Below are 23,436 nucleotides of genomic sequence, written 5' to 3'. Positions count from 1 at the left end.
AATATCGCGATTCTTTCGTCTAAGATCAAGGAATGGCGTCCTCCGGCATCCATCTCACGACCCTCGGCCATCGCATCCGTCATCACCGGCAGGCTCAGGGGTTCACCCTCGACGAGCTCGGCGCGCTCGTGGGCGTCGCGGGGTCGCAGCTCAGCCTGATCGAGAACGGCAAGCGCGAGCCGAAACTCTCGCTGCTGCAGGCCATCGCCCAGGCCACGGGCACCGAGGTCACCGACCTCATCTCGGGGGAGCCGCCGAACCGCCGCGCGGCTCTCGAGATCGAGCTCGACCGCGCGCAGGAGAGCCCGGTGTTCCGCCAGCTCGGCATCTCTCCCGTGCGCGTGACGAAGGGTATGAGCGACGAGACGATCGAGTCGGTGCTGGGCCTGCACCGCGAACTCCAGCGCCGCGAGCGCGAGGCCATCGCGACCCCGGAGGAGGCCCGCCGCGCCAACACCGAGCTCCGGCTGCGGATGCGGGCGCAGAACAACTACCTCGGCGACATCGAGAAGCTCGCCGAGAAGCAGCTCAAGGCCGCCGGGCACGTGCAGGGCGCGCTCAGCCACCGCACCGTGAGCATCATGGCCGAGCGCCTCGGGTTCGAGCTCATCTACGTCAACGACCTGCCGCACTCCACACGCTCGGTCACCGACCTCGAGAACGGGCGCATCTACCTGCCGCCCGCTTCCATCCCCGGCGGCCACGGCCTGCGCTCCATGGCGCTGCAGGCGATGGCCCACCGCCTGCTCGGGCACACCCCGCCCACCGACTACGCCGACTTCCTGCAGCAGCGCCTCGAGATCAACTACTTCGGTGCGTGCTGCCTGCTGCCCGAGACCGCATCCGTCGCCTTCCTGCAGCAGGCCAAGAAGGATCGCAACCTCGCCGTCGAGGACTTCCGCGACGCCTTCGGTGTCACGCACGAGGCCGCGGGGATGCGGATGACCAACCTGCTCACCCAGCACCTGGGCATGTCGCTGCACTTCCTGCGCGTGGACTCCGACGGCGCGATCACCCGTGTCTACGAGAACGACGACCTGCCGCTGCCCATGGACGTCACCGGGGCCGTCGAGGGTCAGCGCGTGTGCCGCAAGTTCCAGGCACGGGCGGCCTTCACGCAGCAGAACCGCACGACCGAGCACCACCAGTACACCGATACTCCGTCGGGCACGTTCTGGTGCTCGACCCAGACCGGGTCGTCGGCCGACGGCGAGTTCTCGATCACGGTGGGCGTCCCCTTCGACGACGCACGCTGGTGGCGCGGTCGCGAGACGACCGATCGCGCGGTGTCGAACTGCCCCGACGAATCGTGCTGCCGACGCCCGTCGTCGGAGCTGACGGAGCGCTGGAACGGCAAATCGTGGCCGAGCGCCCGCGTGCACACGCACATGTTCTCGCCGCTGCCGCGCGGTGCCTTCCCCGGCGTCGACGACAGCGAGGTCTACGAGTTCCTCGGGCGGCACGCCGAGGAGTGATCCGCGGCGTTCGTCTGCGGGTCGCTCCGCGGATCAGGCCGCGGCACCGAGGAACGCCGCATGACGCGCGAGCGCGGCGCGCACCTGCTCGTCGATCTCCGGATCGAGCGCCGGCCGCTCCCCCGCGGCGAACGGCTCGACGACCGCCTCACCGCCCCCGCGTCCGGATGCCGGCGGCAGACGCCACACCCCGACCACCTCGCCGTCGACGACCACGACGGGGCGCACCATACCGTTCTTGCCCGGACCGACCGCGGCCAGCCCCTCGGGCGGGCACACGAGCGTGCGATCCGCATAGGAGATGTAGTACTCGTCGAAGGCTCCGAGCACCTGCACCCGTGGTGCCCCGGGCGAGCGACGCGGCGGTGCGACCGCTGCGTAGGTGCCCTCCTCGACCTCGACCAGGCGGGCGCCCGCGCGGGCCACGGCCTCGCGCGATGCTCCGAGGGTGAGCCCCGACCACCACGCGAAGTCCTCGACGCGCACCGGCCCGTGGCCGTCGACGTAGCGCACGAAGAGTTCGGCGAGCGGATCGTCGGGCCGCATCGAGTCACGGATCCACGCGTCGGTCGCGACGAAGCGCTGTTCGCGGGTGATCCCCGCGGAGGTCGTCGCGGGCACGACCGGGCCCTGACAGATCTCGCCCCGCATCGCGAGAGCTCCGAGCAGATGCACACCGCGCTGATCCCGCGGGTCGATCCCGGCATCCGACCATCGCCCGAAGGCCTCCGCGCGGGAGCAGCCGCCATCGCGGAGCGCCGGGTCGATGATCCGGGCCGCGCGTCGCAGCAGCTCGTCGTCGATGCCGAGATCGCGATGGCGCGTCGCGGCGGCCGCCAACTGACGCGCCCCGGTGACCGACAGCACCCACCCCAGATCTCGTGCCGGGATCGTGTGGAGGGTGCCGCGCATCGTCCAGGCACGCACGAGGTCGCCGCGATCGAACGCGCGATCGACCGCTTCCCAGGCGACGGTGCCGCGCGTGCGGGCAGCCAGCGCCCATCGCCCGGCGGTGAAATCCTGGCTCTGCACCGCCAGCATGTGCCGCGCCGCCTCGACCACCGACGCGGCGCGCGCGGTGAGCCGATGCGAACGAAGGCGCTCGCGGCGCAACGACGTGCGGTTCATGTCCCCATGATGCCCGGTGCCCCCGACACCCGTTCCCCCGACACCCGTTCACCTGCCGGACAGGGAATCCTGCGAGCATCCGACGCGTTCTCCCCTGCGGCGCACGAGCCCGGCATCCACCGTCGGCACCGCCGCTCCCGAAAGGCCCTCGATGACCGACCGACCCCACCGCTCGCCGTGGCCGCCCCTGCTGATCGCGATCGCGCTCGAGGTATCGGCGACGCTGTCACTGCGCGCGGCCGAGGGCTTCACGCATCCGCTCTGGCTGATCGTGGTCGTCGCCGGGTACACCGGGTCGCTGTGGTTGCTCTCGGTCGTGCTCGATCGGGGGATGCCGGTGGGCGTCGCCTACGGCATCTGGTCGGCGATCGGCGTCGTGCTCACCGCCGTGCTGGGCACCGTGCTGTTCGGTGAGACGCTCGGCACGGTGCAGATCATCGGTGTCGGCGCGATCGTGATCGGCGTGCTGCTCGTCGAGCTCGGCTCGCACGCCCGCCCGACCTCGACGGAGGTCGCCTCGTGATCTGGCTGCTGCTGGTTCTCGCGATCGCCAGCGAGGTCACCGCCACACTGAGCCTGCGCGCCTCGGAGGGCCTGCGCCGCCGGCGGTGGATCCCCGTGATCGTCGTCGGCTACCTCGCCGCGTTCTCGCTGCTGGGCACGATCCTGGCGATGGGCATGCCCGTGGGCGTCGCCTACGGGATCTGGGCCGCCGCCGGCGTGGCGATCACGGCCGTGATGGGCCGCATCCTCTTCGAGGACCACTTCTCGGCGATGATGGCCGCGGGCGTCGCGCTCATCGCGGTCGGCGTCGCACTGATCGAGTTCGGGCACTGACCCCCGCGGCAGCCGGGCGAGCTCAGCTCAGCGCCGAGATCGCCTCGCGCAGCAGACCGTCGGCCGCGTCGAGGGCGGAGGCCGCGTCGGCGGGCGTCGCGCCGGTCGCGAGGATGAGCACCGCGAGCTTGACCGATCCGTCGGCGGCGACGAGCGCGCGCGCGGCCTCGTCGGTGTCGACCCCGGCGAGCTGCGACACCGTGCGGATCGACCGCGCGTGCAGCTTCTCGTTGGTGGCGAGCAGATCGACCATGACGCCGCGGTAGGTCTTGCCGAGCTTGATCATCGAGAGCGTCGTGAGCATGTTGACCACGAGCTTCTGCGCGGTGCCCGACTTCAGGCGCGTCGACCCGGAGATGAACTCCGGGCCAGTCACGACCTCGATCGCGATGTCGGCGGCGGCACCGATCGCGGAGGCCCGGTTCGAGGCGATCGCGACCGTGAGTGCGCCCAGACCGCGGGCGTAGTCGAGTCCGCCGATCACGTAGGGCGTGCGGCCCGAGGCCGAGATGCCGACGACCGTGTCGGATGCGGTGAGCTGCAGTTCCGCCAGTGATGCGGCTGCGGCGTCGGCGTCGTCCTCGGCGTTCTCGACGGCCGAACGGATCGCCGTCTCACCGCCCGCGATGATGCCGACCACGAGCGACGGGTCGGTTCCGAAGGTGGGCGGGCACTCGCTCGCGTCGAGCACGCCGATGCGACCGGCCGTCCCCGCACCGATGTAGATGAGGCGCCCTCCGCGACGGAAGCGCTCGGTGATGCCGTCGACGGCGGCGGCGATCTGCGCGGCCTCCGCGGCCACCGCTCCCGCCACCCGGGCGTCCTCGGCGTTCATCCGCTCGACGAGCTGTGCGCTCGTCAGCAGATCGAGGTCGCCGCGCTCGGTGGTCGCGGCCTCGGTGTCGAGCTTCGACAGCTCCTCGATCAGAGCGGTGAGTCGGATGTCGTCATTCGGCACGGTGCACGAACCTTTCGTGAGGGAGATCGAAGCGGGTGGCGAGCAGGAGGGCACCGTCGATCGCGTCGCCGACGGGCGACCGGACCCGGCGGCCGGCGGCGGAGAGCGCGTCGGTGAGCCGCGCACGGAACCAGGCGTGGTCGGTGAGTCCGCCGTGCAGCACGACATCGGGCGTCGTGGACGCCGCGACGGCGGAAGCGGTGAGCAGGCGGGTCGCCTCGGCGGCGATGGCCGCGGCGGCCTCATCGCCGGCCTCGGCGGCATCCAGGGCGAGCGGAGCGAGGGTCGCGAGACGTCGGGCGAGTGGATCGCCGTGTGCGAGCCAAGGGATGATGTCGGATGCCGCGCCCACGGGTTCCGCGATCGCCTCCGTGAGAGAGGTCGCGGGCCCGAGACCATCGGCGGCGCGCAGCACCGCGCCGAGCACCTCGCGGCCGAGCCAGGAGCCGCTTCCGAGGTCGCCGACGTCGGGACCCCAGCCGTCGACGAGACGGGCGCCCTCGGCATCCGTTCCGAGGGCGGCGGCGCCCGTGCCGGCGATGAGAAGCACGCCGTGGCCGCCGTCGAGCGCTCCGGCGTGGGCGGTGACGACGTCGGAGGTCACGGCGACGGGGGCCAGCACGCGCGCGGCGAGGAGACCGGCCAGGCGCTGCGCGGCGGCGGGTGCGGCCCACGCACCTGCCGCCCCGATGGAGAGGGCCGAAATCATCCCGTCCGGTACCTCGGCGAGCACGGTCTCGACCGCTGCGAGAGCGGCGCTGACACCGTCGGCGGCGGCGAGCCCCGGCGCACCTGTACCCTCATGTGCAGGCCGGCGTGTCGGATCGGCGACCACCAGTCGGCAGCGCGACTTGCCGAGATCGACGGCGAGCACGCGGGACATCGAGATCATAAAAATAGTCTACGCAGATTGACGGCGACATGAAAGAATTCTTCACAGCCGGAAAGGGAGATGAATGAGCATCCAGACGACGATCGCGGCTTCGGTCGACACGCTGCCGCCCTCCCTCGCCCGGATCGCCCGCGCCGTCGCCGACAACCCCACCCAGGTGATCGAGAGCACGATCACCGAGCTCGCCGCGTCGTGCGACACCTCGGTCGCGTCGGTCGTACGCTTCTGCCGCGTGATCGGGGTGAGCGGTTACGCCGCGCTGCGTCGCACCCTCGCCGCCGAGCTCGGGCGCGAATCGGTCAACTTCGGCACCAACAGCGGGTTCGGGGCCGAGATCGCCGCCGACGACAGCCTGCGTGACGCCGCCCGCAAACTCGCCGCCCTGGAACGCCTCGCGATCGAGGAGACCGTCGAGCGCCTCGACTACGACGCGCTCGGAGCGGCCGCCGAGGCCATCGAGGGCTCGGGGCGCATCCTGCTGTTCGGAATCGGGGCGAGTCGCCTGGCCGCCGCCGATCTCGGCCACAAACTGCTGCGCATCGGCCACAACGCGATCGCTCTCGACGATGCGCACGAGGCGAGCGCCGCCGCCGCCCTGCGCACCTCGCCCACCGTCGCGATCGGCTTCTCGAACTCGGGAACGACCCCCGAAGCCGTGCTCTTCCTGCAGGCCGCCCGCGACACCGGTGCCACCACGATCGGCATCACCGGAGCCGGTACCTCTCCCCTCGCCCGCGCCTCCGATCACCTCCTCCTCACCCACGCGCGCGAATCCCGCTTCCGCGCCGGCGCGATGGTGAGCCGCATCGCCCAGCTCGCCCTCGTCGACTGCCTCTTCATCGGTGCGGCGCAGTTGCGGCGCGACGTCGCGGTCGACGCCCTCGAGCGCAGCGCCGCCGCGACCCGGGCGCTGCGCGGCGAGTAGCCGTTCTCAGGCGGTGTCGACCGCGTCCGGCGCCGCCGCGGGCTCCGGTGACCGCTCATGGATCGAGCCCGCCGTGCGCAGGAACACGATGATCCAACTGAAGATGAGCACCGCGGCGATCAGCTCGACGGCGGTCAGGTTGTAGTACCCGGTCGCGAAGAACACCGCGAGAAGCACGATCACCAGCACGTACGCCCACCCGAGCAGCACGAAGACGCGTGGGATGGTGCGCAGGAGCCACGGCAGCCCGACCACGATCACGGCGAAGGCCACCGCCATCCCGGTCGCGACGGTGTTGTGCACCGCGAAGAACTCGTCGACGGGGAAGATCCCCACGCACGCCAGGAAGATGCCGATGAGGATGAGTCCCGTACGCACGATCGTGCGGCCGCGCCGATCGACCGGGTCGGTCGCGGGAAGGCCCGCGGTCGCGTAGCGGGAGATCGTCGTGACCATGACGCCCGCGATGATCAGGGTGATGTTGAAGGCATACGAGGCGCTGTTGGAGCTCATGCCCAGCGCCGAGAGGTTGTCGCGCCACCAGTGCGGATCGCTCGAGGCGAGCATGCTCGCGAAGGCGCCGATCACGAGGAACACCGCGAGCACAAGAGACAGGGTCATCGGGGTGAGCGCGACGGAGCTGAGGAACGACACGTAGGCGGTGAGCGCGAAGGCGACACCGATGAGCACCGCTCCGGGGAACGCGAACACCGGCGCATCCGTGAAACTCTGCTCGAGCAGCTTCGCGATCCCGAGCCAGCCGAGGTAGGCGATCGCCGCGTGGGCGAAGGCGATCGCGAGCAGGTCGTACCAGCGCAGACGGTCGCCCGGCACGCTGAACCCGTCGCGCACGGCATCCGGATCGGCATCCTCGGGGCGGGCGACGAGACGTCCGAGTGCGAACGCGAGGGCCGCGGTGCCCGCTCCCCCGTAGGCCGCGAAGTTGCCGATCGATCCCGTGCCGCTGATCGCCATCTCGTGGCCGAAGAACACGGGGAAGGCGACGAGGAAACCGATCACGAGGAACAGCGCCCCGACGATGAGCGCGGCGGCCTCGAGCACGGCGCCGTCGCGCGCCGGCCCCCGCACCTGCCGGAGCACCTGGCGGACCCGTTCGGCGATCGCGTGCATGCTGCACCTCCCGCCGCCATCCTAGGGTCGCGGCGCTCGCCGATGGGGGCGGATGCCGCGGCGCCGCGCCGTTAGCCTGGAGGGGTGACCGAGACCCTCCACGCCCGCGCCGTCCTCCTCGACATGGACGGGACCCTGGTCGACTCGACCGCCGTCGTCGAACGCCTCTGGTTGGAGTGGGCGCAGCCGCACGGGCTCGACCCCGCCACGGTGCTGCGGGTCATCCACGGCCGCCAGGGCCACCAGAGCATGTCGATCCTGCTGCCCGAGCGCGACCACGCCATCAATCTGCACGAGAACACCGTCATGCTCGCGAACGAGAGCAGCGATGTCGCGGGAGTCGTCGAGATCACCGGCGCCGCCGCACTGCTGCAGGCGCTGCTCCCCCACCCGCACGCGATCGTGACCTCGGCGAACGTCGAACTGATGACCGCGCGCATGGGCGCGGCGGGGCTCCCCCTGCCCGCCCTGACGATCACCGCCGAGAGCGTCTCGGCCTCGAAGCCCGACCCCGAGGGCTTCCTCCGCGCCGCAGCGGAGCTCGGTGTCGATCCCGCCGACTGCATCGTGTTCGAGGACTCGGGTGCCGGCATCCAGGCCGCGCACGCCGCCGGCATGCGCGTGGTCGGCGTCGGCCCGCACGCCCACGCGCACGACCCCGAGGTGCAGGTCGACGACCTCACCCGCGTCGCCGTGACGGCGACCGACGACGGCTTCACACTGACGATCGACTGACGACCCGCGCCTCACGCCGGAGAGGCGGATGCCGCGGCTCAGCGCGTACGGAGCCCGTCGAGGGCCACGGCGAGAACGTCGCGGGCGAGGGCTTCGGCCCCTTCGGGACCGCTCGGGCGATACCACTCCACGAGGGAGTTGACCATGCCGAAGAGCAGACGCGTCGCGACCGAGGCATCCACATCGGCGCGCACCGCGCCCTCCTCCTGCGCCGCGCGCACGATCGCGGTCACGGCCTGATCGAAGGCGCGCCGACGTTCGAGTGCGCGCCGTTCGACCTCGCTGTTGCCCCGCACGCGCAGCAGCAGCGTGACCGAGGGCAGATGCGTCACGAGCACACCGACGGCGCCCTCGAGCACCGCGGCCAGTCGGTCGCCCGGGCGCACGGCATCCGTGATGGCCAGGACGCCCTCGAGGCCGTCGAGCGCCTCGTCGAGGGCCGTCTCGAGGATCTCCTCCTTGGAGGAGAAGTGGTGGTAGAGCGCGGCCTTCGACAGCCCGAGCCGGGCGGCGAGAGCAGCCACCGAGGTGCCGTCGTAGCCGGACTCGTTGAACACCGCCACCGCCGCGTCGAGCAGACCCCGGCGGTCGTACCCGGGGCGCCCGCGACGGACGGGGTCGGCTGCGCTCATCGCCCCAGTTTGGCACGCGGGCCGCGCGGCGAGGTGGCCGCTCAGCGCTCGAGGTCCTCGAAGATCAGGGTCGTGCGGGTCGTGCGGATCGACGGGATCGCCTGGATGTCCTCGAGAACGATCCGGCGGAGATCGCGCGCATCGTTCGCCCGCACGAGCAGGATCACGTCGAAGTCTCCGCCGACCAGCGCCATGTGCTCGATCTCGGGGATCGCCCGCAACCGATCCTGCACGAGCTGCCAACTGGCCTGCTCGATCGCGAGCGTGACGTAGGCGCTCGCGTGATGGCCGAGCTTCGCGGGATCCGTGCGCACGGTGTACCCCGTGATCACCCCCGCATCGGTGAGCCGTCGGATGCGGGCATGGGCGCCCGCCCGCGAGATGTGCACGGCATCCGCCAGCGCGGTCATCGACGCCCGCGCGTCGCGTCGCAGCTCGTCGAGGATGGCCCGGTCGATCTCATCCAGCGTGGTCATGGCACTCCTTCGTCCCGCGTCGAATTCTGACACTTCGGCGAGCGCGAGCGCAACGAGCGCGCAATCGTCCAGCATTCAGCCGCACCTCTTGGACGACTGCGCGCGAGAGCGCATGCTGTCGTCATCAGGTTCGGCGAGGAAGGCGACCAGATGAACGACGACATGCTCCCCCGCGACGAGGCGGTGCAGCTCATCGCCCCCGACGGCACGCTCACCGAGGACGCGGACTATCCGCTCCCCGACCGCGGCGCGCTGCTCGACGCCTACCGCGGACTCGTCGAGGGACGCCGCTTCAACGACCAGGCGAGCGCACTGGTGCGCCAGGGCCGCCTCGCGGTCTACCCCTCGTCGCACGGGCAGGAGGCCTGCCAGGTCGCAGCCGCGCGGGTGCTCGACGGCGCCGCTGACTGGCTGTTCCCCACGTACCGCGACGCCGTCGCCATCATCGGACGCGGAGTCCCGCCGGCGGAGACCATGGTGCTGCTCGCCGGCGACTGGCATTCGGGCTACGACGTGCGTGCGCACCGCGTCGCCACGCAGTCCACGCCCCTCGCGACCCAGTTGCTGCACGCGGTCGGCTTCGCGTACGCCGCGAAGCGTCGCGGCGACGACACGGTCGTGCTCGCCCTGTGCGGCGACGGCGCCACCAGCGAGGGCGACTTCCACGAGGCGATGAACTTCGCGTCGGTCTTCCGCGTGCCGGTGGTCTTCTTCGTGCAGAACAACGGATTCGCGATCTCGGTGCCCCTCTCGCGCCAGACCGCTGCCCCCTCGCTCGCGCACAAGGCGATCGGCTACGGGATGCCGGGGCAGCGGGTCGACGGCAACGACGTCGCCGCGGTGCTCTCGGTGCTCGGCGCGGCCGTGCGGCGAGCACGCGCGGGCGACGGCCCCACGCTCGTCGAGGCGCACACCTATCGGATGCAGGCGCACACCAACGCCGACGACGACACCCGCTACCGCGAGCGCGCCGAGGTGCAGGCCTGGGTCGAGCGCGACCCGCTGCGGCGGCTGCGCACGCACCTCCGCGCGGTCGGAGCGCTCGATGACGAGACCGAGGCCCGGTTCGCGGCGGATGCCGAGACCCTCGCGACCGAGCTGCGCACCGCACTGAACACCGACGCCGACCTCGATCCCGAGGATCTCTTCCGATTCGTGACCGCGACCCGTTCCCCGCAGCTCGAGGAGCAGTGGGCGATGCTGCGGGGCGAGATCGAGCGCACGGCGGCGGCATCCGGCCAGCCGGAGTCCACCTCTCGAGAAGGAGCATCCCGATGACGATCGCGCAGGACGGCACGCATCTCGACGGCATCCGCCCGGGCGTCGATGCGGACGGCCGGGCCCCGGTGACGCTCACGATGGCCGCGGCACTGAACCTCGCGCTCGCCGACGCCCTGACCGACGACCCCGAGGTCGTCGTCTTCGGGGAGGACGTGGGGGCGCTCGGCGGGGTCTTCCGGGTCACCGACGGACTCACCGCGCGCTTCGGCGAGGACCGCTGCTTCGACACCCCTCTCGCCGAGTCCGGCATCGTCGGCACGGCGGTGGGCATGGCGATGAACGGCATGCGCCCCGTGGTCGAGATGCAGTTCGACGCTTTCGCGCTGCCCGCGTTCGAGCAGGTGGTGAGCCACGTGGCGAAGTACGGGAACCGCACGCGCGGAGGAGTGCGGATGCCGCTGGTCATCCGCATCCCGTTGGGTGGCGGCATCGGCGGGGTCGAGCACCACTGCGACTCGTCGGAGGCGTACTACGCGCACACCCCGGGCCTCACGGTCGTGTGCCCGTCGACCCCGCAGGATGCCTACTCGCTGCTGCGGGCGGCGATCGAGTCGCCCGATCCGGTCGTCTTCCTCGAGCCCAAGAAGCTGTACTGGACGCGCGGCGAGGTCGACACCGCGCACCGCGTCGACCTCGGCAGCGCCCGGGTCGCCCGCACCGGCACCGATGCGACGCTGCTCGCCTACGGCGCGGCCGTGCCGCTCGCGCTGGAAGCCGCCGAGGCCGCAGCCGCCGAGGGCCGCAGCGTCGAAGTCGTCGATGTGCGCTCGCTCTCGCCCTTCGACGACGCCACGGTCACGGCCGCCGTGCGCGCCACCGGTCGGGCGGTCGTGATCGCCGAGGCACCGGGCTACGCGAGCGTCGCCTCCGAGATCCAGTCGCGGGTGTTCGAGCGCTGTTTCGAGCACCTCGAGGCGCCGGTGCGCAAGGTGACGGGGTTCGACATCCCCTACGCCCCGCCGAAGCTCGAGCACTGGTACCTGCCCGACGTCGACCGCGTGCTCGACGCGATCGACACGCTGCACTGGGAGGACGAATCGTGAGCACCCTCACCGCGCACGTCTTCCGGTTGCCCGATCTGGGCGAGGGTCTCACCGAGGCCGGTCTCGTGCAGTGGCTCGTGGCGGTCGGCGACACGATCGCCGTCGATCAGGCGATCGCCGAGGTCGAGACCGCCAAGAGCATCGTGGAGCTGCCGTCCCCCTTCGCGGGTGTGGTGACCGCGCTGCACGGCGACGCCGGCGACACGATCGCCGTCGGCGCCCCGGTGCTGGAGGTGTCGGATGCCGAGGCGGCGAGCGCCTCATCCGAAGCCGTCCTCCCCGAGAACGCGGCGCACGAGGACTACCGAGTCGAGGAACGCGCAGGCTCGGGCAACGTGCTCATCGGCTACGGCACGAGCGAACGGTCGGCGAGCGGACGCCGCCGGCGGTCGGCCGTGCACGACTCGGCCGCGACGCCCGCCGACACGGCGGAGGCACCCTCCGCCCGCACCGTCGCGGTGCGCTCGCCGATCGTCCGTCGGCTCGCCCGCGACCTCGGTCTCGACGTGCACGCGATCCCCGCGACCGGAGCCGACGGCGCCGTGACGCGCGCCGACGTGCTGCGGGCCGCGGTCGATCATGCCGTCGACGGCGCGCACGCACCGGCATCCGCGGGTCCGGCGTCGTCCGCCGACGAGATCGACGGCCTGCGCGTGCGCGCCCGTGAGCGCCTGTCTCCGCTACGCCGGGCCGTGAGCGCCCGCCTGAGCCGCAGTCGCGCCGAGATCCCCGAGGCGACCGTCTGGGTCGACGTCGACGCGACGCGTCTCTGGGATCTGCGGCGCGAGATCGCCGCGGCCGGCGAGCGCGCGCCGTCGCTGACCGCGCTGTTCGCCCGCTTCGCCCTGCTCGCGCTCGAGGACCACCCCGTGCTCGCCTCGCGTCTGGATGACGGCGGCGAGGAGCTCATCGCGTTCGAGGGCGTGAACCTCGGGGTCGCCACCGACACCGAGCGCGGGCTGCTCGTGCCGGTCGTCCCCCGCGCGCACGAGCTGAGGGTCGCGCGACTCGACGCCGCGCTGCGCGAGCTCGCCGAGACCGCCCGGGCCGGCGCGATGCCGCCCGAACGGATGCGCGGCTCGACCTTCACCCTCAACAACTACGGCGGACTCGGCGTCGACGGGTCGGCTGCGATCATCAATCATCCCGACGTGGCGATCCTCGGCATCGGACGCGTGCTCGAGCGCCCTTGGGTCGTCGACGGCGAGGTCGTCGCCCGCCGCATCGCCCAGCTGTCGCTGGTGTTCGATCACCGCGTGTGCGACGGCGGCTACGCCGCGAGCTTCCTGCGGCAGCTGGTCGCGCTGATCGAACAGCCGTTGCGCGCCTACGGGCGCGTGTGAGGAGGCCGAGATGACCGAGGCGTTCCTCATCGGCGGGGTCCGCACCCCGATCGGGCGCTACGGCGGCGCCATCTCCGGCATCCGCCCCGACGACCTCGCCGCCCTCGTGGTGCGCACCGCCGTCGATCGCGCCGGAGTGCCGGATACCGCGATCGACGAGGTGATCCTGGGAGCGGCGAACCAGGCCGGGGAGGACAACCGCAACGTCGCGCGCATGGCCGTGCTGCTCGCGGGGCTCCCCGACGACATCCCGGGTCTGACCGTGAACCGACTCTGCGCCTCGGGGATGTCGGCCATCGCCCTGGCGGCCCAGGCGATCCGCGCGGGAGACGCCGAGCTGCTCGTCGCGGGCGGCGTCGAGTCGATGACCCGGGCCCCGTGGGTGCAGGCCAAGCCCGAACGGGCGTGGGCGAAGCCGGGCGCCGTCGTCGACACCTCGATCGGCTGGCGGTTCACGAACCCGCGCCTCTCCGCACGCGCCGGCACCACCCTCTCGATGCCGGAGACCGCGGAGGAGGTCGCCCGGCGCGACGGGATCACGCGAGAGGATGCCGATGCGTTCGCGCTGCGCAGCCACGGGCGCGCGATCGACGCGATCGACGCGGGACGCTTCGCCGACGAGATCGTCGCCGTGCCCACGCACGCCGGCGAGGTCGACGTCGACGAGGGCCCGCGCCGCGACAGCGACCTCGGTGCGCTCGCATCGCTGCGCCCCGTCGTGGAGGGCGGCCGCGTCGTCACCGCCGGCAACTCGAGCTCCTTGAACGACGGGGCCTCCGCCGTGATCGTCGCCTCGGGTGAGGCCGTGCGCCGCTACGGCCTCACCCCCCGTGCCCGCATCGTCACGGCGACCTCCGCCGCACTCGCTCCGGAGATCATGGGTCTCGGCCCCGTGCCGGCGACCGAGAAGGCGCTGCGGCGCACCGGCCTCGCGGTCGACGCGATCGGGGCCGTCGAGCTGAACGAGGCGTTCGCCTCCCAGTCGCTCGCCTCGATCCGCCGGCTCGGACTCGACCCGGAGCGCGTCAATCGCGACGGCGGAGCGATCGCCCTCGGGCACCCGCTCGGGTCGAGCGGGTGCCGCATCGTCGTCACGCTGCTCGGGCGCATGGAGCGCGAGGGGGCGGGGCTCGGACTCGCGACGATGTGCGTGGGCGTCGGGCAGGGCACCGCCATGATCCTGGAGCGGGTGGCATGAGCGACCCGCTGCTGATCGAACAGCGCGACGACCGCGTGCTCGCCACGCTCAACCGACCGGAGCGCCGCAACGCCATCGACCTCGCCACGATCGATGCCCTGCACGCGCTCTGCGCCGAGCTGGAAGCCGACCCCCGCACGCTGATCCTCACGGGTGCGGGCGGCGACTTCGCGGCGGGCGCCGACATCGCCCAACTCCGCGAGCGCCGCGCCGACGATGCGCGCCGCGGGATCAACGCCACGGCTTTCCTCCGCGTGGCCGAACTGCCGATGCCGGTCATCGCCGCCCTCGACGGCTACGCGCTGGGCGGCGGCGCGGAGCTCGCCTACGCCGCCGACATCCGCATCGCCACCGCGTCGCTCCGCATCGGCAACCCCGAGACCGGACTCGGCATCCTCGCCGCTGCCGGCGCGACCTGGCGCCTGCCCGAGATCGTCGGCCACGCCCGCGCCGCCGATCTCCTGCTCACGGGCCGTGCGCTGGGCGCGGACGACGCTCTCGCCTGGGGGCTCATCTCGGCGATCCATCCGCCCGAGCAGTTGCTGCCCGCCGCCCACGCGCTCGCGGACCGCATCGCCGCGAACGACCCGCGCGCCACCCGGCACACCAAGCGCGCCCTCCGCGCGCCGCGTGCGGAGCATCCGCACGTCGACGGAGAACTGCAGGCCGAGCTGTTCGAGAGCCCCGAGAAGGAGCGCCGCATGACCGCCTTCCTCGATCGCACGGATCGCTCGTGAGCGCGCCGGCCGTCGTCGCCGTGATGGGTGGAGGGCGTATGGGCGCGGGCATCGCGCACGCGTTCCTGCTCGCCGGATCGCGAGTGGTCGTCGTCGAGCGCGATACGGAGGGCGTGGATGCCGCGGCGCTGCGCATCGACGAGAGTCTCCGCCGTTCCGCCGACCGCGACCCCGGCCTCGATGCGGGCGAATGCGCCGCGCGCCTCCGGGTCACGACCGATGTCGAGGCGTGCAGCGAGGCTGCACTGGTCGTCGAGGCCGTGCCCGAGGACCGCGTTCTCAAGGAGGATGCGCTCGCGCGGCTCGAGCACGTGCTGCCGGACGAGGCCGTGCTCGCCTCGAACACCTCATCGATCTCGATCGACGACCTCGCGCTCGCCCGCCGACGGCCGGAGCGCTTTCTCGGGCTCCACTTCTTCAACCCGGTGCCCTCGTCGGCGCTCGTCGAGATCGTGCGGGGAGCGGCCACCGACCCGGCCGTCGTCGATACCGCGCGCGAGTGGGTCGCTCTGCTCGGCAAGACTCCGATCGTGGTCGCCGACTCTCCCGGCTTCGCGTCGTCGCGCCTCGGCGTCGCGCTCGGCCTCGAAGCCATTCGGATGCTCGAGGAGCGCGTCGCATCCGCGGCCGACATCGACGCCGCCATGACGCTGGGGTACCGGCATCCGGTGGGCCCGTTGCGCACGACCGACCTCGTGGGGCTCGACGTGCGTCTCGGGATCGCCCAGGAGCTCGCCCGCGAGTTGGGTGAGCGCTTCGAGCCACCCGTTCTGCTGCGCCGAATGGTGGCCGAGGGGCGGCTGGGACGAAAGAGCGGCGCAGGCTTCTACGACTGGACCGACCCCGACTCTCCGAAGGAGACGCGATGACCGAGTACCTGCCCAGTTACATCGAGGGCGCCTGGTGGACGCCCTCGGCCGGATCACCCTCGACGGAGGTGCGCGACGCCTCGACCGGTGAGCTCGTGACCCGCGTGTCGACCACGGGGCTCGACCTCGCGGCGGCGCTCGCGCACGCCCGCACGATCGGGCAGGCGAGCCTCGCCGCGCTCACCTTCCACCAGCGGGCCGTGCTGCTGAAGCAGTTCGCGCTGGCGCTGACCGCCCGCAAGGACGAGCTGTACGCGCTCTCGGCCCGTACGGGTGCGACGGCCGCCGATTCGTGGGTCGACATCGACGGCGGCATCGGCGTGCTCTTCTCCTACTCGGGCAAGGGACGCCGCGAACTGCCGAACAGCACCGTGCGCATCGACGGCCCGGTCGAGCCCCTCTCGAAGGACGGGTCCTTCCTCGGCCGCCACGTGCACACCACGCTGCCGGGCGTCGCCGTGCAGATCAACGCCTTCAACTTCCCCGTCTGGGGTGCGCTCGAGAAGTTCGCCCCCGCCTTCCTCGCGGGAATGCCGACGCTGATCAAGCCCGCGACCCCGACCGGCTACCTCGCCGAGGCGATGGTGCGCATCCTCATCGAGTCGGGTCTGGTGCCCGAGGGCACGCTGCAGCTCGTGAGCGGGAGCGTGCCCGACCTGTTCGACCACCTGCTCCTCGGCGACATCGTGGGATTCACCGGCAGCGCCTCGACCGCCGAGTCGCTGCGGCGGAGCGCCGCGGTGCAGACCGGGGGCGTGCGTTTCACGGCCGAGACCGACTCGATCAACGCCTCGGTGCTCGGCACGGATGCCACGGTCGACACGCCCGAGTTCGATGCCTACGTGCGCCAGCTCGTCACCGAGATGACGACGAAGGCCGGACAGAAGTGCACCGCGATCCGTCGCGTCATCGTGCCGGAAGGATCGGCGGATGCCGTGATCGAGGCCGTGCGCACCCGCCTCGCGGAGCGCACGGTGCTCGGAGACCCCCGCGCCGAAGGCGTGACCATGGGCCCGCTCGCCTCCCTCGCCCAGCGCGACGAGGTGCTGCGACAGGTCGCCGCACTGCAGGATGCCGGCGGACGGATCGTGATCGGCACGACCGCGACGCCGGAGGTGCGACGCGCCGACGGAACCACGGGGCCGGTCTCGGAGGGGGCCTTCGTCGCGCCGATCCTGCTGCGCTTCGACGACGCCGAGGCGGATGCCGTGCACGACATCGAGGCCTTCGGCCCGGTCGCCTCGATGCTGACCTACTCGACCATCGCGGAGGCCGCAGGTCTCGTCGCCCGCGGCGGCGGTTCGCTGGTGACGAGCATCGCGACGCACGACCCCGCGCAGGCGGTGGCGCTCGCGACCCGCATCGCGCCGTTCAACGGGCGGCTGCTGGTGCTCGACCGCGACGATGCACGCTCCTCGACCGGACACGGATCCCCGCTCCCCAACCTCGTGCACGGTGGACCGGGGCGGGCCGGCGGTGGCGAAGAGCTGGGCGGGATCCGGGCGGTGCTGCACCACATGCAGCGCACCGCGGTGCAGGGATCGCCCGAGATGCTCACGGCCCTGACCGGTGTCTGGCACACGGGCGCCGCGGTGCGCAGCGACGGACGGCATCCGTTCCGCCGATCACTCGCCGAACTGCGGGTCGGCGACCAGGTGGCCTCGGGATCGCGCACCGTGACCCTCGACGACATCGAGACGTTCGCGCGCTTCACCGGCGACATCTTCTACGCCCACATGGACGAGGCCGCGGCGGCGGCGAATCCGTTCTTCCCGGGGCGAGTCGCCCACGGCTATCTGCTCGTGTCGTGGGCGGCAGGACTCTTCGTCGATCCCGAACCCGGTCCGGTGCTCGCGAACTACGGACTCGAGGACCTTCGCTTCGTCGCGCCGGTGTCGCCGGGTGATGAGATCCGCGTCGAACTGACCGCGAAGCAGATCACGCCGCGCGAGACCGACGACTACGGCGAGGTGCGCTGGGACGCCGTCATCCGCAATCAGCGCGACGAGACCGTCGCGACCTACGACGTGCTCACGCTCGTGAGCAAGCGACCTCAGGGCGAGACGGTGCCCGCCTGATTCCGGAGAGCCCGAACAGCGCCCCGGCCGCGACCATCCCGACCAGAAGTCTCGTGAGCGACCGCATCGACGGCATCCCCCGCCCGTTCATCCGAACACCGGCGGCACGCGCAACGTCGCGTCCTCCACGCCGATGCCCGTCACGACCGCCGCCGGATCGGCGGGGTCGCGGTCGGCGCGGAACCGCACGAACCCGCCGTCTCGTGTGGCCGACTCGTAGAAGTACTCGCCGGAGGCGATGACGGTCACGAAAGTCCCTTGCGGGAACGCCGTGATGGCCGCACTCACGGGATCCCCCACACGCACTCCGCCGGCCGAGGGCAAGGAGGCTCCCGGGTGGACCGGTTCGCCGTAGACGTTCGACACTCCGACCGTCACGCTCTCGACGCGTTCGCCGCTCTCATCGGTCCAGATCCCGACCGATGCGGATCCATCGGCGGCGGTCAGCCACCACGGGCTCCCCGCCCATTCCGGCTCGACCGCCCGAGCACCCGGTACAGCGGCCAGCGCAGCATCGAGATCACTGCCGAGCACGATCGGACCGACGGCCGCGGTGCTCATCTCCCACGCACTCCACGGCGCTGACGGGTCGGCCGCCGCCGGTGTCTCCGACGGAGTCGGCGGATTCACCGTCAGCTCCTCGATGAGGGCGTCGCGGGCGGAGCCGCTGTGCTCTCGCAGCATCTCCGCCACCGCCTCGGCGTCGATCGCCGATCCGTCGACCCCCGTCTGGAACAGCTCGACGATGACGTTCCCCATCGACGCGTAGCCCTTGTGATACCGCCACTCGCCATCGACGTACCCCTCGGTCAGCGTTCCGGCGATCGCCTGCACGTCGTCACCGTCGCCGACGATCTCGGCGTCGAACCCGGACTCCCGCTCCAGCACGTAGGAGGCGCATTGCTCCGTCGCCGCGCGAAGCTGGTCCATCCGCGCTGAGACCTGCGCCTCGTCGGCGAGCTGCAGCACGTGCAGCCGTCCCACGGCGTTGTCGCTTCCCTCGAGGGTCCACGTGAGGGTCCGCGCCCCGACCGATCCCAAGGACATCTCCGCGGAGAGCGCGCCGCAGATCGAGGGGACGGGCACCGGCCCACCCCCGTCGGAGATCTGCTCCAGTGCGCTCGTCGGTTCGGACATCTCCGCGATGCCCGGCAGGAGCGCGCGGATCTCGTCCTCCGAGGGCAGGAACCAGTCGAGCTCGTCACCGACGAAGTGGAGCGGCCCGTCGTAGGCCGCGGGCTCCGGAGTCTCGGGGGCCGCCGTCGGGGTGGGATCCGGCGTCGAGTCGGGTTCGGGCGCGCACCCGGAGAGTCCGAACAATGCCCCGGCCGTCACCAGGCCGAGGACGAGCTTCGTGAACGACCGCGCGTGCGGCATATGACCCTCCGATGATCCGCTGCGCCGCCTGCCGACGCCTCCCCTGGGGCGAGCGTAGCGGCTGCTCCGGACATCCCGCCCGCCCCCACGACCGGTCGAGATCACAATGATACGAATCGCATGCCCGTGGGTGCATATATGTCGCGACGGAAGGTGTCAGAGCCCGCTCACGTCCGCCAGAACGGCGCCCACCGCCTCTCGCGCCGCCGAAGCGGTCGGCGCTGCGAGGGCCGCATCGGCTGCACGTCGGCACGCGTCCTGATCGACGGCCGCGAGCGCCGCGCCGACCCGCCCGAGCGCGCGCGGTGCCATCGAGAGCGAAGTCACTCCGAGCCCCGCGAGCACCGGAGCGAGCGCGGGGTCCGCCCCGGCCTCGCCGCATACCCCGACCGGCTTTCCCGCCGCGCGCCCCGCGGCACCGACGGCGCCGATGAGTCGCAGCACGGCAGGCTGCCACGGATCGTTGAGGTCGCCCAGTTCGCTGAGGAGCCGGTCGGCCGCGAGCGTGTACTGGGCGAGATCGTTGGTGCCGAGGCTGACGAAGTCGACGACCTCGAAGATCTCGGTGGCGAGCAGGGCGGCCGACGGGGTCTCGATCATGATGCCGACACGGTCGATCCCCGCGCCCCTGGCCCGCTCCGCGAACTCCGCCGCCTCCTCGACGGTCGCCACCATCGGCGCCATGACCTCGACGAGGGCCGATTCCGCCGCGGCGGCGAGGGCGAGCGCTCGCAGCTGATCGTCGAGAAGACGCGGGCTGCGACGGGCGATCCGCAGACCCCGTATGCCGAGCGCCGGGTTCTCCTCGTCGTCGACGTTCGCGAAGGGCAGGGGTTTGTCGCTTCCCGCGTCGAGCGTGCGCACGACCACCTTGCGACCGGGGAACGCGGCGAGCACCCCGCGATACGCGATGACCTGCTCATCGACGGAGGGAGCATCCGTGCGCCCGAGGAAGCAGAATTCCGTGCGGAACAGTCCCACACCCTCGGCGCGCGCCTCCGCAGCGGCGAGGGCGTCCGCCGCACCTCCGACGTTGGCGAGCAGGGCGAGCGGATGGCCGTCCGCCGAGCGGCCCTGCCCGTCGAACTCGACGACGACCGCGGCGGCACGCGCGGACGCCACTCGTTCCTCATCCGGGCCGACCTCGACGGTGCCGCGATCACCGTCGACGAGCACGATCTCCCCCTCGCGGATGCCCGTGGCTCCGGTGACGCCGACGACCGCCGGGAGCCCGAGCGAGCGGGCGATGATCGCCGTGTGAGAGGTGGGACCGCCCTGCTCGGTGACGAGCGCTGCGCAGCGACCACCGCCGAGGGCGGCCGTGTCGGCGGGCGAGAGGTCCACGGCGACGAGCACGAACGGCTCCTCGCGCTCGGGGACCCCCGGCAGGTCGAGTCCGAGGATCTCCGCGATCACGCGGTCGCGCACGTCTCGGATATCGGCGACGCGTTCGGCCATCCGCCCCCCGAGCGCCTCGAGCGCCGTCTCGTGCGATCGGGCCGCTTCCCATGCCGCGCGCGCGGCCGTGCGGCCCTGCGAGAGCACGAGCGCGCGGGCATCGGCGAGCAGCTCGGGATCGGACGCGATGAGGCGTGCGGCATCGAGGATCTCCCGCGCCTCCCCCGTCGACTCCGCGGAGCGCGCACGCAGGTGCTCGGCGACCGCGACGGTCGCCCGCTCGACCGCCGAGACCTCGGCGGCGCGCTCGCTCTCGGCGACGACGACTCCGCCATCGGGCTCGGGCAGCGCGGGTGCGAGATGAACGACGGATGCCGCGGCGCCCCCGGGGCTCACGCCTCGTCCGCGCAGCACATCGCCCGCGGTCACCGCACCCGCAGCATCCCGAGGCGGCGCGACCGGTTCCGGCGCCGAGCCCGTCCCGACGCCGGTGCCGGTGCCGGGGCCGCTGCCGTTGCCGTTGCCGTTGCCGTTGCCGGGGAGACTGTCCGTACCCTCCCCGAACCCGTCGTCGAAGAGCGCCGCGATCCGATCGAGAGCACCGGCGGCATCCGCACCCTGCGCCGAGATCTCGATCTCGTCGCCCTGGCGCGCGCCGAGGATCAGCAGGCGCGAGAGGCTCGCCGCGGCCGCCTCCGGACCGTCGGGCAGCCGTCGCAGGCGCACGTCGACGCCACCGGATGCCTCGGCGATCAGCGCCGCGGGACGCGCGTGGAGGCCCTGCGGGTTGCGCACGAGCACGCGACGGGTCTGCGCGTCGCCGGCGGGTCGGGACGGAGCCACCGATTCCGGAGCCGGTTCCTCCGCACCGAGCTGACCCGTCTTCGCTCCGAGGGCCGCGGACGCCTCAGCGGCGACCGTGTCGAGATCTCCCCCGGCCGCCGCAGACACCACGGCGGCGAGCAGACCCTCGACGAACGGTGCGGGGGCGAGCCTGACCGGCACGTCGCTCAGGCGCAGTTCGAGCGCGAGCTCAGCGCTGAGCACAGCCGACCCGAGGTCCATGAGCACGAGCACACCGTCGCAGTCGGCGGCGAGCTCGTCGATCGCTCCGGCGACGGCCACGGCATCGGTGCCGAGGATCGGCGTGCCGTCGGCATCCGTGCCCGCACCGGCCGCGACGCGCACTCGCGCGCCGGGCCCCTGCACCATCTGCAGGGCGAGCTCGAGCGCCGCCTCCCCGAGTCGTGCGCTGTGGGAGACGGCGACGATGCCGATCATCAGCTCGCCGCGATCGCCGCGGCGAGCGTCTCGAAGAGCAGCGTGGTCGATGCGGCACCGGGATCGAGATGTCCGGCACTGCGTTCGCCGAGATAGCTGGCCCTCCCCTTGCGGGCCACCAGCGGCAGCGTCGCGTCGCGCCCCGTGGCGGCGGCGACCGCAGCGGCCTGCGTCGCCTCGGCGAGGTCGGGACCTCCCTCGATGGCCGCGTCGAGCGCATCGACCGCCGGCGACATCGCGTCGAACATCGTCTTGTCCCCGACCTCGGGCTTGCCGCGCGCGACGATGCCCTCGAGCCCGGCGCGCAGCGCGGCGGCCAGGCCGGTCGCGTCGAGATCCTGGACCGCGCCGGTCGTCATCCCCATCCGCAGGAAGAACGTGCCGTAGAGCGGCCCGCTGGCGCCGCCGACTGAGCTGACGAGCGTCATCCCGACGGTCTTCAGGAGGTCGTCCGCCGCGGCCGGCGCGCTCGCTGCGAGCTTCTCGGTGACGGCGCTCATCCCCCGCGCCATGTTCGCGCCGTGGTCGGCGTCGCCGATCGCGGAGTCGAGTTCGGTGAGCCATTCGCGCTTCTCGGCGACGGCCGCACCGAAGCGGGTGATCCAGTCTTGCAGGGTGGCGATCGAAACGGTATCCGCGACCATCAGGCGCCCCACCGCAGACCGGGGGTCACGACCGGGCTGTCCCACAACCGCAGCACCTCGTCGTCGGCCTTCAGCACCGTGACCGAGCAGCCGGCCATGTCGAGCGAGGTGATGTAGTTGCCGACGAGGTTGCGCACGATCTGCACGCCCGCTGCCTCCAGGAGCGCTGCGACCTCGGCGTACATCAGGTAGAGCTCGATCTGCGGGGTCGCGCCCATGCCGTTGACCATCACGATCGCGGGTCCCGCGAAGTCGAGGTCGGCGAGGATCGGCTCGACGAGCTGGCGGGCGATGTCGGATGCCGGCGCCAGGGGCTCCCGGTGGCGCCCGGGCTCGCCATGGATGCCGATGCCGATCTCCATCTGGTCGTCCGGAAGGTCGAAGGTCGGCTTGCCGGCGGCCGGCACCGTGCAGCTGGTGAGCGCCATGCCCATGGACCGCCCCTGGCCGTTGACGCGTTGCGCGAGGGCGACGACGGCGGCGAGGTCCTGTCCCTCCTCCGCGGCCGCGCCGACGATCTTCTCAAGCAGCACGGTGAGGCCGACGCCGCGTCGTCCGGCCGTGTAGAGCGAGTCCTGCACCGCGACGTCGTCGTCGACGACGACCGTGCCGACTTCGATGCCCTCCATCGAGGCGAGTTCTGCGGCCATCTCGAAGTTGAGCACGTCGCCGGTGTAGTTCTTCACGATGTGCAGCACGCCGGCCCCCCGGTCGACGGCCTTCGTCGCTGCCTGCACGCGGTCGGGTGTCGGAGAGGTGAAGACCTCACCCGCGACCGCGGCGTCGAGCATCCCGACGCCGACGTAGCCGCCGTGCAGGGGCTCGTGCCCCGATCCGCCGCCGGAGACGATCGCGACCTTTCCCTGCGCCTTAGGCTCGGCCCGCGTGATGACGTGCGTCTCGAGGTCGACCGACAGCTCGGGATGCGCGAGTGCGACTCCCTTGAGCGATTCGACGAGCACGTCCTCCGGGGCGTTGATGAGCTTCTTCATCGTCCG

At 72.1% G+C, this 23,436-nt stretch carries 22 protein-coding genes; 12 read left to right on the top strand and 10 right to left on the bottom strand.

The window, feature by feature from the left end:
• Positions 1-32: 32 nt before the first annotated feature.
• Positions 33-1,475 (top strand): XRE family transcriptional regulator, encoded by a 1,443-nt coding sequence (locus ACZ5Y9_RS06485; RefSeq protein WP_247955793.1) that lies wholly within the window; start codon positions 33-35, stop codon positions 1,473-1,475.
• 33 nt (positions 1,476-1,508) lie between these two features.
• Here ACZ5Y9_RS06485 and ACZ5Y9_RS06480 read toward each other — a convergent pair whose 3' ends face one another.
• Positions 1,509-2,603 carry a winged helix DNA-binding domain-containing protein gene (locus tag ACZ5Y9_RS06480; protein ID WP_464472597.1) on the bottom strand — a complete coding sequence of 365 codons (1,095 nt, stop codon included), beginning with the start codon at positions 2,601-2,603 and terminating at the stop codon, positions 1,509-1,511.
• 151 nt (positions 2,604-2,754) lie between these two features.
• Here ACZ5Y9_RS06480 and ACZ5Y9_RS06475 point away from each other — a divergent pair, with 151 nt between their 5' ends.
• Complete coding sequence (locus ACZ5Y9_RS06475; RefSeq protein WP_247623065.1) at positions 2,755-3,126, top strand: DMT family transporter; 372 nt, start codon at positions 2,755-2,757, stop codon at positions 3,124-3,126.
• Positions 3,123-3,440: a DMT family transporter gene (locus ACZ5Y9_RS06470; protein WP_464472596.1), complete on the top strand. Its 318-nt coding sequence runs from the start codon at positions 3,123-3,125 to the stop codon at positions 3,438-3,440. The genes ACZ5Y9_RS06475 and ACZ5Y9_RS06470 overlap by 4 nt, the downstream gene beginning before the upstream one ends.
• Before the next feature lie 22 nt (positions 3,441-3,462).
• Here the strand turns inward: ACZ5Y9_RS06470 and murQ are convergent, their stop codons facing one another.
• Both murQ and ACZ5Y9_RS06460 read right to left on the bottom strand, forming a co-directional pair.
• A complete protein-coding gene (gene murQ / locus ACZ5Y9_RS06465; protein WP_464472595.1) occupies positions 3,463-4,398 on the bottom strand; it encodes an N-acetylmuramic acid 6-phosphate etherase in 936 nt (311 codons plus the stop codon).
• On the bottom strand, positions 4,388-5,290 hold the full coding sequence (locus ACZ5Y9_RS06460) for an N-acetylglucosamine kinase (protein ID WP_464472594.1): 903 nt from the start codon (positions 5,288-5,290) through the stop codon (positions 4,388-4,390). Before ACZ5Y9_RS06460 ends, murQ begins: the two co-directional genes overlap by 11 nt.
• A 64-nt stretch (positions 5,291-5,354) precedes the next feature.
• Between ACZ5Y9_RS06460 and ACZ5Y9_RS06455 the strand changes: the two genes are divergently transcribed.
• Positions 5,355-6,215, top strand: a complete 861-nt coding sequence (locus ACZ5Y9_RS06455; protein WP_247623069.1) for a MurR/RpiR family transcriptional regulator — start codon at positions 5,355-5,357, stop codon at positions 6,213-6,215.
• A gap of 6 nt (positions 6,216-6,221) precedes the next feature.
• Here the strand turns inward: ACZ5Y9_RS06455 and ACZ5Y9_RS06450 are convergent, their stop codons facing one another.
• Positions 6,222-7,346, bottom strand: coding sequence for a DUF998 domain-containing protein (locus ACZ5Y9_RS06450; protein WP_464472593.1), 1,125 nt, complete (start codon positions 7,344-7,346; stop codon positions 6,222-6,224).
• A gap of 84 nt (positions 7,347-7,430) precedes the next feature.
• Between ACZ5Y9_RS06450 and ACZ5Y9_RS06445 the strand changes: the two genes are divergently transcribed.
• The gene (locus ACZ5Y9_RS06445; protein WP_247623071.1) at positions 7,431-8,081 is read left to right on the top strand and encodes an HAD-IA family hydrolase; all 651 of its coding nucleotides are present in this window, start codon (positions 7,431-7,433) and stop codon (positions 8,079-8,081) included.
• Positions 8,082-8,119: 38 nt separating this feature from the next.
• Here the strand turns inward: ACZ5Y9_RS06445 and ACZ5Y9_RS06440 are convergent, their stop codons facing one another.
• Both ACZ5Y9_RS06440 and ACZ5Y9_RS06435 read right to left on the bottom strand, forming a co-directional pair.
• Positions 8,120-8,713, bottom strand: coding sequence for a TetR/AcrR family transcriptional regulator (locus tag ACZ5Y9_RS06440; protein ID WP_247623072.1), 594 nt, complete (start codon positions 8,711-8,713; stop codon positions 8,120-8,122).
• 41 nt (positions 8,714-8,754) lie between these two features.
• Positions 8,755-9,189 carry an Lrp/AsnC family transcriptional regulator gene (locus tag ACZ5Y9_RS06435; protein WP_464472592.1) on the bottom strand — a complete coding sequence of 145 codons (435 nt, stop codon included), beginning with the start codon at positions 9,187-9,189 and terminating at the stop codon, positions 8,755-8,757.
• Positions 9,190-9,339: 150 nt separating this feature from the next.
• Between ACZ5Y9_RS06435 and ACZ5Y9_RS06430 the strand changes: the two genes are divergently transcribed.
• The 7 genes from ACZ5Y9_RS06430 to paaZ are packed head-to-tail and all read left to right on the top strand — an operon-like array spanning position 9,340 to position 17,738.
• Positions 9,340-10,467: a thiamine pyrophosphate-dependent enzyme gene (locus ACZ5Y9_RS06430; RefSeq protein ID WP_464472591.1), complete on the top strand. Its 1,128-nt coding sequence runs from the start codon at positions 9,340-9,342 to the stop codon at positions 10,465-10,467.
• Complete coding sequence (locus ACZ5Y9_RS06425) at positions 10,464-11,513, top strand: alpha-ketoacid dehydrogenase subunit beta (protein ID WP_464472590.1); 1,050 nt, start codon at positions 10,464-10,466, stop codon at positions 11,511-11,513. The genes ACZ5Y9_RS06430 and ACZ5Y9_RS06425 overlap by 4 nt, the downstream gene beginning before the upstream one ends.
• On the top strand, positions 11,510-12,856 hold the full coding sequence (locus ACZ5Y9_RS06420) for a dihydrolipoamide acetyltransferase family protein (protein ID WP_464472589.1): 1,347 nt from the start codon (positions 11,510-11,512) through the stop codon (positions 12,854-12,856). Before ACZ5Y9_RS06425 ends, ACZ5Y9_RS06420 begins: the two co-directional genes overlap by 4 nt.
• 10 nt (positions 12,857-12,866) lie before the next feature.
• Positions 12,867-14,054, top strand: a complete 1,188-nt coding sequence (locus tag ACZ5Y9_RS06415; RefSeq protein WP_464472588.1) for a thiolase family protein — start codon at positions 12,867-12,869, stop codon at positions 14,052-14,054.
• Positions 14,051-14,791 (top strand): enoyl-CoA hydratase/isomerase family protein, encoded by a 741-nt coding sequence (locus tag ACZ5Y9_RS06410; protein ID WP_464472587.1) that lies wholly within the window; start codon positions 14,051-14,053, stop codon positions 14,789-14,791. Before ACZ5Y9_RS06415 ends, ACZ5Y9_RS06410 begins: the two co-directional genes overlap by 4 nt.
• 23 nt (positions 14,792-14,814) lie before the next feature.
• Entirely contained in the window at positions 14,815-15,660 is an 846-nt protein-coding gene (locus tag ACZ5Y9_RS06405) for a 3-hydroxyacyl-CoA dehydrogenase family protein (RefSeq protein WP_464472766.1), read from the top strand.
• On the top strand, positions 15,657-17,738 hold the full coding sequence (paaZ, locus tag ACZ5Y9_RS06400) for a phenylacetic acid degradation bifunctional protein PaaZ (RefSeq protein WP_464472586.1): 2,082 nt from the start codon (positions 15,657-15,659) through the stop codon (positions 17,736-17,738). Before ACZ5Y9_RS06405 ends, paaZ begins: the two co-directional genes overlap by 4 nt.
• Positions 17,739-17,825: 87 nt before the next feature.
• Here the strand turns inward: paaZ and ACZ5Y9_RS06395 are convergent, their stop codons facing one another.
• The 4 genes from ACZ5Y9_RS06395 to dhaK form a co-directional block, all read right to left on the bottom strand.
• A complete protein-coding gene (locus ACZ5Y9_RS06395; protein WP_464472585.1) occupies positions 17,826-19,115 on the bottom strand; it encodes a hypothetical protein in 1,290 nt (429 codons plus the stop codon).
• Between the two features lie 156 nt (positions 19,116-19,271).
• Positions 19,272-21,794, bottom strand: coding sequence for a phosphoenolpyruvate--protein phosphotransferase (gene ptsP, locus ACZ5Y9_RS06390; protein WP_464472584.1), 2,523 nt, complete (start codon positions 21,792-21,794; stop codon positions 19,272-19,274).
• Positions 21,794-22,438, bottom strand: coding sequence for a dihydroxyacetone kinase subunit DhaL (gene dhaL, locus ACZ5Y9_RS06385; protein ID WP_464472583.1), 645 nt, complete (start codon positions 22,436-22,438; stop codon positions 21,794-21,796). Before dhaL ends, ptsP begins: the two co-directional genes overlap by 1 nt.
• Positions 22,438-23,430 (bottom strand): dihydroxyacetone kinase subunit DhaK, encoded by a 993-nt coding sequence (gene dhaK, locus ACZ5Y9_RS06380; protein ID WP_247623081.1) that lies wholly within the window; start codon positions 23,428-23,430, stop codon positions 22,438-22,440. Before dhaK ends, dhaL begins: the two co-directional genes overlap by 1 nt.
• Positions 23,431-23,436: the final 6 nt, after the last annotated feature.

The organism is Microbacterium sp. T3-8 (genome assembly GCF_055398145.1).
The sequence above is the reverse complement of the archived record's forward strand: the minus strand, read 5'-3'. Positions and strand labels throughout refer to the sequence as shown.